This window comes from Campylobacter sp., assembly GCF_019423325.1.
Classification (GTDB): Bacteria; Campylobacterota; Campylobacteria; order Campylobacterales; family Campylobacteraceae; genus Campylobacter_B.
Window position 1 is genome coordinate 569,637 of the sequence record NZ_JAHZBQ010000002.1, and the last position, 13,168, is coordinate 582,804.

The window sequence follows — 13,168 nt, forward strand, 5'->3', positions numbered from 1 at the left end:
AATAATCTTTGTTTTAGCTTAAAATATCGATGTTCGTAGTAAAATTCGCTAAATTTTACCGCGAAAGGAGCTAAAATGACTGCGGGCATTATTATCGGCACGGTAGTGCTGTTTATAGTGGGTTGGGCGATAGTGCGGGGTAAGTACGCGCCGCTCGTGCTTTTTCTTTCGGGCGTTTTTATGTTGATCTGCTCGGTCGCGCTGGGCACGGGGAATTTTATGCCCAAACAGGCCGTAGCAACGGGTAACGCCTACCTAAATATCATCGAATTTATCCGATATATGTTCTCAAATAGATTTGCAAGCTTAGGCCTTATTATCATGTTTATGGTGGGCTTTGCGAGCTATATGACGCATATCGGCGCGAACCACGCTTTCGTCTCTATCGCTACGAAGCGCTTTGCTAGGATCAAAAACCCATACGTCATGGTGTTCGTCGCCTTTGCGGTAGCTAAGCTCATCAGCATGGTTATCACTAGCGCGGTGGGGCTTGGCGTGCTATGTCTTGCGCTGCTGGGGCCCGTGCTCATCTCGCTTGGACTAAACAAGCTTACCGTAGGCTCGATCTGCGCGATGTCGGGAGCCGCCTCGATGGTGCTCATCGGCGCATCGACGGCCGCCGCGGCGAAGGCTACGCAGCTTAGTATCCTTGACTATGTTTTCGTCTATAAAATTCCGGCCGCGCTTCCGACCTCGATCGTGATGGGTATCGCGCTCGTTTTTTGGAACAGATATCTGGATAAAAAAGAGGGCTGGGTGTGCAGCGAGCACGTGGGCGAAGTGATGGAATTTGACGGCGCCGTGCAAAATCCCGAGGCCGCCGCTCCTAAAATTTACGCGATACTGCCGTTTTTACCGATGATTTTGGTGGTCGTATTTTCGCAGTACTGCATCGCCTCTATCAAGCTTGACATCTCAGCGATCATCATCCTTTCGATCGTCATCGCAATGCTTTTTGAAACGGTTAGGCATAGGTTCAAATTTGACCCGATTGCCGAAGGGGTCAAGGTGTTTTTCCAAGCGATGGGCAAGAGTCTAAGCGGCGTCGTGATCCTTATCATCGCAGCGGGCGTATTTGCAGAAGGCTTTAAGGCGCTAGGCATGCTCGATAGTATCGTAGGGCTCGCAAATTCGCTTGGCTTTGGCGGATTTGGCATGTCGGTGCTTTTCGTGATCATCACGACGCTAGTTACGATCATCTCTGGCTCAAACGGCGCGAGCTTCTACCCGCTCATCGAGATGGTGCCGCATATCGCAGCCAAACTAAACGTAAGCTCCGTGATGCTCGTGCTGCCGATGCATCAGGCCTCGACTATCGCTCGCCCTCTCTCGCCCGTCGCAGGCGTGGTCGTCGCGATAGCGGGCATGCTAAAGTGCAGTCTGCTCGATATCGTCAAACGCTGCAGCGTGCCGGCGGTCTTGGGCCTGTTTAGCCACCATATTTTCGTATTTTTACTCTCGTTGTGAGGCGTAAAATGGAGCTTCCTAGATGGACGTTTGAGGACGCGTACGGCGACTTTGACGATGCGAGATTTACGGACGCGCTGTTAAATTTGGACGAAATTTTAGGCGAGATAGAGGAGCTACTCGGCTCTAGCGGCGGACTAAATTTACTGATAAACGCTTACGAGTGCGGCTTTGAGGAGGCGAACTCCTTGCTCGCGTTTTGCCGCTGCAAATCAAGCGACGACACCAAAGACGAGCGAGCAGGTGCGACCGAGGCAAAAATCAGGGAGAAATTTTTGCGTCTTGAGCGGATCAAAGAGATCATTTTTGAAAAGATAGATGCGCTAGATCCCTCTGATACCGCGCGCCAAACGCAGGAGTTTGCGCGGATAAAATTTCTTTACGACGAGCACAAAAGTAGCTGGCGGGCAAAATTTGACGCAAAGGAGCGTAAAATTTACGAGGATACGGCGGCTAGCAGTTTCGCTCCGCTTTACGGCGTATTTAGACATCTAAACAACCTCATCGCCGTGCAGGCTACGGATAAAAGCGGCGTAAAAAGCGTCTATAATCTCTCAAAATGCGTGGGCGTTTTAAAGGGTTCGCCCGATGCGGCGCTGCGAAAGAGCGTATTTGACGGGCTGGTGGAGTATTACGATAAGCACGCGAGTTTGTACGCCGACGTTTTAAATTTGCTTCAGGGCTTTAGGCTGGGCGAATTCAGGGCGGCGGGGACGGATATCCTAACGCCTAGCCTGCAGCAAAACAAGATCAGCGAGCAGGCCGTAACGGCGATGTTTGCGGCGCTAGGTCAGAGATCGGACAGGATCAGAGAGTGCGTGAGTCTGCGCGCGAAGTACTTCCCGCAGGGTAAAATTTACGCCTGCGATCTGCTCGCGCCATCTCCTTTTGCTAGCGCAGAGGAGATACCTTACGAGCGGGCGATAGAGACGATCTGTGAGGCTCTGGGCGAGGTTGGCGAGGAGATTCCTAAATTTATCAAAATGATGCTGCAGAGGAGCTGGATCGAGGCGCAGGTGCGCGAAAACAAAGCGGGCGGCGCGTTTTATACAAGGTTTGATAAATTTAAACAACCGCGGGTATTTTCTAGCTACATGGACACGCAGGCGCATATGATCCAGCAGGCGCACGAGCTCGGACACGCGTGGCACTACTGGATCATGCGCGATCTGCCCGCGCTGCACACGCAGTTTCCTATGACGCTAGCCGAGGCTGCTAGCACCTTTAACGAAGCCGTGCTGCGAAACTACTTGCGAAAAAACAGCGCGGATAAAAATTTGCTCTTTGATATCTTGTGGCAGGAGCTAAAATCTGCGGCAAATTTCATGCTACACATCGGCGTGCGGTTTGATTTTGAGATCGCTTTTTTAAAGGCTAAGCAAAAGGGCGCGGTCAGCACGACGCAGATAGAAGAGCTCGTGCAAAAGGCGTGGCGCGGACGCTACGGCGATACGACGCAGGATACGGAGGGCTTTTTGCCGTACTTTAAGCTGCATTTTTACAAGACCGATCAATACATCTACAACTACCCCTACACCGTCGGCTACCTGCTATCGCAGTTTTTGCTGGGCGAGTTTAGGCGCGCGGGCGATAAATTTATCGGCACGTACAAGGCGTTTTTGCGCGAGTGCGGAGTGATGAGCGTCGAAGCTTTGCTGCAAAAGCACTTCGGCAAGGACGCGCGAACACTGGAGTTTTGGCTTGAGTGCGTCGATAATGCGCTAATTTACGCAGACAAGTTTAAGCGGCTCGAGGAGCGGATGAAATTTAATAAATCAAAAGACCGAGCGGAGTAAATGGGCGCAAAAATTAGCAAAGAGGGCGGGTGCAAGGCGTGAGAGAGGCGAGCGTGGGGCGGATGAAGCCGGGCGGGCGAAATTTTAAAATTCCTTCTCCGCTGCTAGCGAGCGTATCGCTCGGACCCTTTTGCGCGCCGCCCGGGGCTTCCTGTGCGTCGCTAGAAAATCTACGCGCGCCGTTAAAATTTTGCCCGTGCGCCGTCTGTGCGTCTTGCGACCGCGCGGCCTTAGATCGCGCCAGATCGCTATCTTTGGAATTTTGCTCGAAATTTATCGCTAAATTTAAAATCATATCGCTAAAGCTCACCTCATCGCCACGCGAGATAGGGATCTGCGCCGTTTTTTGCGGCGCAAATTTCAAATCATACATCCGCCGTGCTCGCGACGCCATGTCGCTTGAGGATGCGAGTAAATTTAAGCGCTTGCGACATTCAAAGCGCGCGCAACGCAATAAAGAGCCGATGCGAAAGGCGCGGGCGGCGCGGCGATACGACGCAACGCAGGCAGCGGATCGGTTATCTCGGCTACCGAGGCAGAGAGCGGGCCGCCTATCGCGGTCTTAAAATTTCACGGGCCGCTTATTTGCAACTTTGAAATTTTGCGTGGTGTTCACTCATAGCGTTACAATTTCGATGCGCGCGCGACAACGTTAAAATTTTAGCCGGCATGGCTGCTAAGCGAAATTTCATGTAAGCGTCCGTGCGACGCTGTATTTGCAAAGTAAAACGCATACGATAAAATTTTAGCGTGTTTGAAAAGACGGAGCTGTCAGGCGGCGGGCAGAATGAAATTTAGCGCGCAAGAACGACAAACGGGACTCTAAGTGAGACGAGCTTCAAATTAAATCGTAAAATTTCAATCCGCAGACGCCAAATGAGCTCAAGATCAAAATCCACATAAATTTATACGGCGAGACAGCAAGCCTAAGGTCTTGCGGCGCCACGGGCGGTGCAGTATTCGCGAGGCAAAATATAGACGCCAAGAAGCGGAAGGCGCTTGAAATTTAGCGCGCGGCGGTCATAGAGAGCCAATAATTTGCAGTGCTCGAAGCTGTGTAACAAAAGCTCAAATCTATCCGCAGCAGCCGCAATCGCAGCGCGAGGAGGCAGCGGGGTGAAGCTCGCTGATGTAGAGCTTTACGGAGTCAAGTCCTTGCTTTTTCGCCTGGAAGTAGGCGTCGCTTGCAAAGCCAAAGTCCGCAAAGCGCAAGAAATTCTCCACGTAGAACTTGCGCGCATTTTGATGATCGACAGAATAGGCGTGCTCCCAAAGATCGCAGGCTAAAAGCGGAATTTTACCACGCACGATCGGCGTGTCCGCATTTTGCGTCGTGATGATTTCTAAATTCGCCGCGCGCTCGTCGCACGCAAGCCAGCACCAGCCGCTACCGAAAAGCTCCAGTGCGCGCTTTAAAAACTCGCTTTTCAAATTTTCTATCCCGCCGAAAGCCTGCGCTAAAGCGTCCGCCAACTCGCCTCTAGGCTCGCTGGGCTGCGCGATACAATCGAAGTAAAAATCGTGGTTGTAAATTTCAGAGGCATTGTTAAAAATACGGCTAAAACCTAGGCAAATTTGATAAAGCTTTGAAATTTGCGAAAACTCGCACTCCTCTCCGCGAGCCTCCCTGAAAGACTGCGTGATAATCGTAAAAAGATCTGCGTTTTGTATCGGCGTGTCCGCTATATCTCGATTTAAGGCAGAGACGTAGTCCTCGCAAAGCCCGCCGTGATGAAATTTTAAACTCTGCAAGCTCGCGATTTTATTCGTGCGCGGATCAAAAGGCAGCGCCCTGGATCTAAACACTAATAATCCTCGCTGTCCAAATCGCTATAATCGTTAAAACCGTCGTCGTCTTCGTAGCTGTAATCATCCTCGTCGTAGTTGTAGTTGTAACTCTCGTCGCCTCCGATTAGATCATCGTCCTCATATTCGTCCTCATCGAACTCTTCGTCTTCGAAGTCATCGAAATCAGCCATTTTGCTCTCCTTTGTCGTTGGAATTTACTTTTGATTTTACGCATTCGCTTGCTATTTCCGGGATATTTTCGATATAAACGCTCTGCGATGGGAAGGCAAACGATAGTCCGTTTTGCTCCACGATCTCCATTATTTTAAATAAAACATCCTCTTTGGTTTGGATAAAATTTGCCCATATTACGGTTTTTGTGAAGCAGTAAACTAAAATATTAATGGACGAATCGCCAAAGCTATCTAGCGCCACGAACATAGTGCTTTTATAGCCCGCTAAATCGTCGATAGAAACCATGTTTTGCCTATAGCGCATACGAAAATCTTTAGAATTTAGCGCCGTATCTGCAGATTGAGCGATGCCCGGGTGAGATTTTAGCATCTCTTTGATATCGTTTACGCACTTTCGCAGTTGAGCCGTGCTCGCACCGTATTCGACACCTACGGTAAGCTTTAAATTCCGCCCTACCTTCCTGCGGCTCCAGTTTTTGATATTTTGCGCCATTATGTTGGAATTCGGCACAAAAACAAGAGCGTTGTCAAAGGTTCTTATCGTCGTCTTTCTAAAGCCCGTTTCTACGACGTTTCCTTCTATGTCGCCTAATACGACCCAATCACCTTGCGAGAACGAGTTATCAAATAATAGCATCACGGATGAGAAGAAATTTGCGATGATGTCCTTGGTCGCAAACGCGATCGCAAGTCCGCCGATTCCAAGAGACGCCATAAGCGCCGAGATGTCAAAGCCTAGACGCTTTAGCACCAAAAGCGCGGCGATGATGATTACGATGACGTATAGAATTTTAACAACCAGATTTATGATATCTTTTCTGACGCCTTTTTTCGTGATGTTTCCAAGCACGACAATGCCGTAACCATCGATGATTTCGATAATGAGCCATGCCCAGAGCACCACGTAAACGATCGAGAATAAATTTGCAAATTTTATCGGCACAGGCGCCGGATAATAAAATATACTAAGACAGATATCGACCGAATAAGCAATCAGCAAAATACCCATCGGACGCTTGATGATGCCTACTACTTGCGTTTTTAGCGTTTCGCTATCCAGCGAAAAGCTTTTATTAAAGAATTTAAATACGAAATAGATGATGTTGGCAAGCAGCCTGCGAAGCGAGTAGAAAAATAGCGTAATCAGCGTGATTAGAATGAGCTTGCCGAAATTTACGTGGCTGAGCTTAAACGGAATTTTATCGTTGATATAATCGATCACCGACTTAAAATTTAAGCTCGTAAAAACCACGCTGCTTGCGAGTAGATCGCTATTTCGCGATAGATACGTAAGCACCTCGTCGTAGGTCTGCTTGTCGTTTTTCAAATCGTTGATTTTAGACTCTAAGGCGTCTATCTGCTCTTGACTGCTTAGATTATTTTTCAAATCATTAAGTTTACTAAAATCCCTAGTCTGGATATTTAGTAGCGTGCTACTTAGCTCGCTTTCAAGCGCGCTTCTGCTTGCGCCGTTTACAAACATATCCTCAATTTTCATAAGTGAGGTATAAAAGATCTCTGCCATTTCCATCTTTTCTAAATCTGCGCTTGCATTTACGTATTCGGGAGAGCTCTGCTTTTTAGCGTATTTTTTTAGCGTAGTTTGGATGTTCTTTTTATTTTGTGCATACGACATTATGCTTTCGATATCCATATCCTGCTGCGTAATCGCGAAAGGTAAGCGATCAAAGAGCTTAGCTTTATTGCGATCGATGGCGTCCAGTTCGTTTTTGCTCGCGTTGGCATCGCCGCCATTAAGCAGGGAGCTGCGCTGCAAATTTAGCTTTTTAATCTCTTTGATTACAGAGATAAGCGTCTCGCCGTTAGGAGTTTTTTTCTGTGAAGTCTCCGTTTTGGCGACCTTTTCTGCGATCATATTTATTACTTCGGTTTTATTGCCATCCTCCGCACCGAGGGATTTGGATAGAATTTTAGCGACTTCCTTTTTGATCTCGGTTTTGTTGTTTTCTAAAGTAAGATTTGCCTCTGGAGTAGAAGAATTCGTCTCTACAAAGCTTCCCTCGCCGGTCGTGTTGAGGTCTGCAAACGCTAAAGCGGCGCTAAAAAGACTAATCGTTAAAAAGCTGATTATAGATTTTTTCATAATCCATTCCCTTATTTAATAGCGTAAAATGCGCGCCTTCGTCGTCGTAGTTGAATAGCTCGCCCGTTTCGATGACGTAGTGCCAGCCGTAAATTTTAATCTCGCCGTTTTTGTAGGCGTCTTTGATGCCAGGAAAGCTAAGTAAATTTTGCATGGAATTTATAATATTTAATCTCTCGGTGATCCACTCGCGCTTGTCGGCGCCGAGATCTTTTAGCTTTTCGACCTCGTCTTTTACGGGCTGCATTAAATTTAGCCAGCGCCTTACGTTTGGAATTTTTTCAAGCTTTTTTGCGCCATAAAACAGCGCCGCGCAACCGCCGCAGTTGCTGTGCCCACAAACGATGATATTTTTGATATTTAGCGAATACAGCGCATATTCGATCGCTGAGGTAGTCGCTAAAAATTCCTCGCTAATTCGGTATGGAGGAACGACGTTTGCGATATTTCGCACGACGAAAAGCTCTCCTGGAAGCGTCGAGGTAATTAGGCTTGGCACCACGCGCGAGTCGGAGCAGCCGATAAAAAGTGTGTGGGGCTTTTGATGATTTGCCAAACTTCCGAAAAGCTCGGCATGCTCGGCAAAATTTTCTTCCATAAATTTAATAGCTCCATTTATTAACTGGCTGGGCATACTTTCTCCTTAAAAAAGTCGGGAATTATATATTACTTTCATAAATAGATAGAATTCTGGGAATTTTTAATTATATATTTACCAAATTTTCGCTAAACTCCCCGCTCATAAATCAAAAGAAGGAGAAAAATATGAGTCTATACGACAGACGAAATTACGCGGACGGCTATGAGCTATCGGACGCATCACTGGAACAAGGACGAATCTCTCAGACTATCAAACAAACCTACGCGCTTCTAACCGCTTCGATGATAGCTGCGGCGGCAGGGGCTTTTGTCGCGATGAGTTTCGGCGTGAGCTTGGCTATTCATCCATTTTTATATCTAGTGCTTTTAATGGGGCTGATCTTCGGTATGCAAGCAGCTGTAAATCGCGGCGCCAACACGATCGCGCTGGTTTTGCTTTTTGCATTTACCTTTATTACCGGTCTTACTCTAGGTAAATTGATTGCTATTTATATCGCAGCGGGTGCCGGAGACGTAGTAACGCATGCGTTCGTGGCTACGGCGATTACTTTCGGTGCTCTTACCGTTTATGCGATGAATACAAAGACAAATTTCGACTCTTGGGGCAAACCGCTATTGGTATCGCTTGTGGCTATTATCGTGCTAAGCCTTTTGAACTACTTCTTTTTCAAAAGCACCGTGCTTGATATAGCAATTTCAGCTTTTTCGGCTTTAATCTTTTCGATGTATATTATCTACGATACTAAAAATATTATAAACGGCACCTACACTTCACCGATAATGGCTGCCGTAGATATGTATCTAAACATCTACAACCTCTTCCTTTCGCTGCTAAGAATTTTCGGCGCAAGCAGAGACTAAATTTTACGCACCGCTTCGTGCGGTGCACTCTTAACTTAAAATTTATAAATCTTTTATTATAATCGCAAATTCAATTTTTTCAAAAGGTTTTATAGTGACTACGTTATTTTTGGTTTTACAAGTCGTCTTCGCCGTGATAATTACGATCTCCGTTCTGCTGCAAAAGAGCTCTTCTATTGGGCTTGGCGCATACAGCGGAAGTAACGAAAGCTTATTTGGTGCGAAGGGTCCAGCGGGATTTTTGGCTAAATTTACCGCCGCGATGGGAATTCTATTTGTGATAAATACACTCGTGCTTGCGTATTTCTATCAGCAAGATGCTAAATCTTCTGTCGTAGATCGCGTAAAGATTGAAGCAAATGCTACTAGATCCGTGCCAAACGCTGTCCCTGGCGTGCCATCCATCCCAGCTTCAGGCGCAAAGCCTAATTTCGCTCCCGCAAGCACCGAGTCAAATCCTGTAAATAGCAGCGAGGTAAATTCAACAGCTCCGAAAATCGAAACACCCGCAGCTAGCGCGCCTACTCGGTCACAAGCATCAAGTGATACCAATACCAGCGCTGCTTCCGCAGATCAAAACACAACCAAATAAACTCTAAATTTTAAAATTTAAAAGCGCAAAATCCGCGCTTTTAAATGCTATTCTTATTTTTTTAACGCTATAATTTCGCAAATTTTATTTAAAGGATTTGAATGCTAGAAGCTATCTATAAAGAGCAAAGAGCAAACGGCGATCGAGCTATCGAGGCTTTGAAAAAGGACTTTATGACGCTACGCACCGGCAAAGTAAGCGTGGCGATCCTAGATCATATTTTCGTGGATTATTACGGCTCGCAAACCCCGCTAAATCAGGTCGCGACCGTCCTTTCGACCGATGCGGTAACGATTTCGATCACGCCGTGGGAAAAGCCGATGCTAAAGGCGATCGAAAGCGCTATCGCAGCGGCAAATATCGGCGTCAATCCGACTAACGACGGCGAGAGCGTGAAGCTATTTTTCCCGCCGATGACGATCGAGCAACGCCAAGAAAACGCAAAAAAGGCCAAAGCGATGGGCGAGAAGGCTAAAATCGGCATTCGTAACGTCCGCAAAGACGCCAACGACGAAATCAAAAAGCTCGAAAAAGACAAAGCGATCTCCGAAGACGACGCCAAAAAGGGCTACGACGAGGTGCAAAAGATCACCGACTCTTACTCAAGTAAAATCGACGACGCAGTCAAGGCCAAAGAAGCCGAGCTTTTGAAGGTTTGAGCTGTGGATATAGAAAAAATCTATCGCGACTGCGGCGCATATCTGCGAGGGCATTTTCTGCTTTCAAGCGGCAACCACTCGGAATTCTATCTGCAAAGCGCCAAAGTACTTGAGGATCCGCAGCTCGCAGGACAGCTTGCGGACGAACTTGCCGCTATCATCGAAAAAGCGGGCGTGGAGTTTGATAGCGTCTGCTCGCCCGCGCTGGGCGGAATTTTAGCGGGCTACGAGCTAGCTCGCGCGGCAAAAAAACGCTTCATATTTACCGAGCGCGTAGATCGCGTAATGAGCCTGCGACGCGGCTTTGAAGTGCATAAGGGCGAGAGATTTATCGTCTGCGAAGACATCGTCACGACGGGCGGCTCGGCTCTTGAGAGCGCAAAGCTCATCGAAAACCTAGGCGGCGAGGTCGCGGGCTTTGCCGCGCTTGCCAATCGCGGATTTTGCAAGGTCGCAAATTTAGCGGGCAGCAGTGCTAAGGCTGGCGCCAAGCTGCCCGCGGATAAGCCGTTTTTTGCGCTAGGCAATTTCGAGTTTGAAATTTACGAGCCCGCGACTTGCCCGCTTTGTGCCGCCGGAAGCAAGGCAATCAAGCCCGGTAGTCGCGGAAACTAGGCGCCGATTTGCTGCTAAGAAACCGCAGCGAGATTAAATTTTATTCTCTCGGCTTTAGCGCGCCGGAATTTTAAAATTTAATCTAAAACGGATCAAAATGGCAAAACAAAAAGCTAAAATTTCACCGATTTTTCTGCGCGTAAAGGCCTTCATCGTCGATCTTTTCATCATCGCGATGCCCCTATTTTACGGCGTTACCTATCTCGTCTTGGGCTCGAAAGAGGCTCTGTGGCGCAACCAAGCCGCGATCGCGCTTATCTGGCTTGCTTACGGCGCGATTTGCGCAGCATTCTACACTCGCAGCGCTCAGACACCTGGCTATAAGCTCGCGGGGCTTTACCTCATCGACGTTCGCAGCGGACGCAAGGTAAGCTTTTTTAGAGCCTTAGCTCGCTTTGCTTGCTTCGTGCTTGCGGGCTTTAGCGTCATTGGGCTTTTGATCTGCTTTTTTCGCAAAGACAGGCTGAACTTACACGACCTGCTAAGCGGGGCCGCGCCAGTCGTGCGAAAGGACGCGCAGTGAGCGGGCAGATTTGCGGCATCGACGAGGCAGGGCGCGGATGTCTTGCGGGACCGCTTTGCGTCGCTGGCTGCGTGCTGCAGCGCGAGATCACAGGACTTGCCGATAGCAAAAAGCTAAGCGAGAAGCGGCGCGAGGAGCTTTACGCTCAGATCATCGAAAGCTCGCGCTACAAAATCGTCGAAATTTCAAGCGCGCAGGTCGATGAGGCGGGCTTAAGTTCGTGCCTAAGATCGGCGCTTGAGCAGATTCTTGCGTATTTTGCGGGTTTTAGCGGACAGATCATTTACGACGGCAACGCAAACTTCGGCGTACGCGGGCTTCAGACGCTCGTAAAGGCCGACGCGCAAATCGCCGAAGTAAGCGCGGCGAGCATCCTCGCCAAAGTCACGCGCGACCGCACGATGTATGAGCTCGCGCGGCGCTACCCGCAATACGGCTTCGCGCAAAACAAAGGCTACGGCTCGCGCGCTCACATCGCGGCGATCGAGCGGTACGGGCTCACGCCTTTTCATCGCGCAAGCTACAAGATCAAATCGCTGCAACCCTCGCTGTTTGATTAATGCCGTAGCAAGCCTGCTTGAACGGTGAGGCAAAGTCCGCCGTTCGGTTGATACTCCGTCGGCAAACGGCGCCGAAACTCATATTTGACAAAGCATACCGATTTCAGCCGATGCGATAATCGCTAGTTTTGGCAGGCGAATACGCTTTTTGCCTAGCTAGCAAGAAATTTAATAGCCCACAGCCTGCGCTCTCGGCTATGGCCTACTCTTGCGCTGCTTGCAGGAATTTTAACTGCGCTTTCATATCTCGTAAGAGCCCGTACAAGGTCGGAATTTTATCTAAAACTGCGAGCTCGGCTCGCTAGCTTATCCGCGCAGCACAGTATGCTGAATAAAATTTAAAATTCCGCGCAGCGTAAATTCAGTCCGCGCGCCGCAATAAAGCTAAAATTTAAATTTAGCCTTGACGACGAGAAGGCATTGCGTTTTAAATTTAAAACCGCGGGTAAAATTTTGAATGAAATTTTGATATAAAAAAGCGGCTAAATTTTAAAATTTTATAAAATTTAGCCGCGAGATGAGGTGCTTACTTTCTTTCGTAGAAAATTACTAAGGCGTCTTCTGCCACCCTTTTACCAGTGAACGAACTTGTTTTAATAATATCATCGGCAACATCTTCGGTCACCATAAATTTATCCGACAAACTTATGCTTTTATCGGCATTCACGATAAAATTTAGCTCAATAACAGCTTTTGATGGATACTCTACTTTTTTGCGTCCAAAAACTGCATCATATTGCTCTACTGTTAGCTGCGAGTAATAGACGGCTCTCTTAAGATATTCTATAATATAATCAACGCTATATTCTTTTTGAAATTCCACTTTTAATTTATCGTCACAATCAACTATCTTGTCTTCATCGTCGAATTCTATTTTGCCTTTAGTTTTAAATGTTTCTTGGAATTTTACCTCATTGAGTTTGCAGTGTTCTTTTGCTAGCTTAAGCAGGCCTTGCTCATCATAGACCTTACTTTTGTAATAAATCATAGCATTATTTAAAGATGTATCCAATGCTCTTTGTTTATAAGATTTAAGGCTCTCGGTTTTATCTTGCACTATCTTTGCTTTCATGCGCTCCATATCCACGTCGCAAACCATCTTGACCATCTTTAATCCGCCGTTTTCCTCTTTGCTCCAGGTGACACTTTTGCAGATTTTCGAGCCCTCGATCGCCGTGCCGATACTCATAGACTTAAAATCGGGCAGAGTGTAGTTTTTCACGAGCTCTACTTCGTCCTCGCCGCATCCCGCTAAAAACAATGCCGCCAGCGCGACACTTAGCACATATTTCATCTTTAACTCCTTGAAGTGAATTTTCTAGAAAATAATGCTACCCCCCCCCCCCCCCCCCCACCCCCCCCCCCCCCCCCCCCCCCCCCCCCCCACCCACCCCCCCCCCCCCCCCCCC

The 13,168-nt window shown here is 47.9% G+C and carries 14 protein-coding genes; 8 read left to right on the plus strand and 6 right to left on the minus strand.

From position 1 onward, the window contains the following. Positions 1-75: 75 nt before the first annotated feature. Together dcuC and QZ367_RS07740 are read left to right on the plus strand one after the other, a co-directional pair. Positions 76-1,467 carry a C4-dicarboxylate transporter DcuC gene (gene dcuC / locus QZ367_RS07735; protein WP_291939232.1) on the plus strand — a complete coding sequence of 464 codons (1,392 nt, stop codon included), beginning with the start codon at positions 76-78 and terminating at the stop codon, positions 1,465-1,467. An 8-nt stretch (positions 1,468-1,475) separates the two neighbouring features. Beyond that, complete coding sequence (locus QZ367_RS07740; protein WP_291939235.1) at positions 1,476-3,263, plus strand: M3 family metallopeptidase; 1,788 nt, start codon at positions 1,476-1,478, stop codon at positions 3,261-3,263. 13 nt (positions 3,264-3,276) lie between these two features. Here QZ367_RS07740 and QZ367_RS07745 read toward each other — a convergent pair whose 3' ends face one another. From QZ367_RS07745 to QZ367_RS07765, 5 genes are all read right to left on the minus strand, one after another. Beyond that, complete coding sequence (locus QZ367_RS07745; protein WP_291939237.1) at positions 3,277-3,636, minus strand: hypothetical protein; 360 nt, start codon at positions 3,634-3,636, stop codon at positions 3,277-3,279. Positions 3,637-4,337: 701 nt separating this feature from the next. Further along, on the minus strand, positions 4,338-5,069 hold the full coding sequence (locus QZ367_RS07750; protein ID WP_291939240.1) for a Fe-Mn family superoxide dismutase: 732 nt from the start codon (positions 5,067-5,069) through the stop codon (positions 4,338-4,340). Next, entirely contained in the window at positions 5,069-5,242 is a 174-nt protein-coding gene (locus QZ367_RS07755) for a hypothetical protein (protein WP_005870938.1), read from the minus strand. Before QZ367_RS07755 ends, QZ367_RS07750 begins: the two co-directional genes overlap by 1 nt. After that, complete coding sequence (locus QZ367_RS07760; RefSeq protein WP_291939245.1) at positions 5,235-7,349, minus strand: mechanosensitive ion channel family protein; 2,115 nt, start codon at positions 7,347-7,349, stop codon at positions 5,235-5,237. The genes QZ367_RS07755 and QZ367_RS07760 overlap by 8 nt, the downstream gene beginning before the upstream one ends. After that, a complete protein-coding gene (locus tag QZ367_RS07765; protein WP_291939248.1) occupies positions 7,315-7,983 on the minus strand; it encodes a carbonic anhydrase in 669 nt (222 codons plus the stop codon). Before QZ367_RS07765 ends, QZ367_RS07760 begins: the two co-directional genes overlap by 35 nt. A 131-nt stretch (positions 7,984-8,114) precedes the next feature. On the opposite strand from QZ367_RS07765, the gene QZ367_RS07770 reads away from it, so the two are divergent. The 6 genes from QZ367_RS07770 (at position 8,115) to QZ367_RS07795 (ending at position 11,759) form a co-directional block, all read left to right on the plus strand. After that, positions 8,115-8,810: a Bax inhibitor-1/YccA family protein gene (locus QZ367_RS07770; RefSeq protein ID WP_005870935.1), complete on the plus strand. Its 696-nt coding sequence runs from the start codon at positions 8,115-8,117 to the stop codon at positions 8,808-8,810. A 94-nt stretch (positions 8,811-8,904) separates the two neighbouring features. Next, positions 8,905-9,402: a preprotein translocase subunit SecG gene (gene secG / locus QZ367_RS07775; protein WP_291939253.1), complete on the plus strand. Its 498-nt coding sequence runs from the start codon at positions 8,905-8,907 to the stop codon at positions 9,400-9,402. Positions 9,403-9,503: 101 nt separating this feature from the next. Continuing rightward, entirely contained in the window at positions 9,504-10,061 is a 558-nt protein-coding gene (gene frr / locus QZ367_RS07780) for a ribosome recycling factor (RefSeq protein WP_291939256.1), read from the plus strand. Between the two features lie 3 nt (positions 10,062-10,064). Then, on the plus strand, positions 10,065-10,676 hold the full coding sequence (pyrE, locus tag QZ367_RS07785; protein ID WP_291939258.1) for an orotate phosphoribosyltransferase: 612 nt from the start codon (positions 10,065-10,067) through the stop codon (positions 10,674-10,676). A gap of 97 nt (positions 10,677-10,773) precedes the next feature. After that, positions 10,774-11,199 carry an RDD family protein gene (locus tag QZ367_RS07790; protein ID WP_291939261.1) on the plus strand — a complete coding sequence of 142 codons (426 nt, stop codon included), beginning with the start codon at positions 10,774-10,776 and terminating at the stop codon, positions 11,197-11,199. Further along, the gene (locus QZ367_RS07795) at positions 11,196-11,759 is read left to right on the plus strand and encodes a ribonuclease HII (RefSeq protein ID WP_291939263.1); all 564 of its coding nucleotides are present in this window, start codon (positions 11,196-11,198) and stop codon (positions 11,757-11,759) included. Before QZ367_RS07790 ends, QZ367_RS07795 begins: the two co-directional genes overlap by 4 nt. 526 nt (positions 11,760-12,285) lie before the next feature. On the opposite strand, the gene QZ367_RS07800 is transcribed toward QZ367_RS07795, so the two are convergent. Then, positions 12,286-13,053, minus strand: a complete 768-nt coding sequence (locus QZ367_RS07800; protein ID WP_291939266.1) for a hypothetical protein — start codon at positions 13,051-13,053, stop codon at positions 12,286-12,288. Positions 13,054-13,168: the final 115 nt, after the last annotated feature.

Coding starts and splice junctions, on each gene's coding strand:
- QZ367_RS07765 (WP_291939248.1), bottom strand. CDS start 7,983: ATGCCCAGCCAGTTAATAAATGGAGCTATTAAATTTATGGAAGAAAAT.
- QZ367_RS07770 (WP_005870935.1), top strand. CDS start 8,115: ATGAGTCTATACGACAGACGAAATTACGCGGACGGCTATGAGCTATCG.
- frr (WP_291939256.1), top strand. CDS start 9,504: ATGCTAGAAGCTATCTATAAAGAGCAAAGAGCAAACGGCGATCGAGCT.
- QZ367_RS07745 (WP_291939237.1), bottom strand. CDS start 3,636: ATGTATGATTTGAAATTTGCGCCGCAAAAAACGGCGCAGATCCCTATC.
- QZ367_RS07740 (WP_291939235.1), top strand. CDS start 1,476: ATGGAGCTTCCTAGATGGACGTTTGAGGACGCGTACGGCGACTTTGAC.
- QZ367_RS07800 (WP_291939266.1), bottom strand. CDS start 13,053: ATGAAATATGTGCTAAGTGTCGCGCTGGCGGCATTGTTTTTAGCGGGA.
- dcuC (WP_291939232.1), top strand. CDS start 76: ATGACTGCGGGCATTATTATCGGCACGGTAGTGCTGTTTATAGTGGGT.
- QZ367_RS07790 (WP_291939261.1), top strand. CDS start 10,774: ATGGCAAAACAAAAAGCTAAAATTTCACCGATTTTTCTGCGCGTAAAG.
- QZ367_RS07760 (WP_291939245.1), bottom strand. CDS start 7,349: ATGAAAAAATCTATAATCAGCTTTTTAACGATTAGTCTTTTTAGCGCC.
- QZ367_RS07755 (WP_005870938.1), bottom strand. CDS start 5,242: ATGGCTGATTTCGATGACTTCGAAGACGAAGAGTTCGATGAGGACGAA.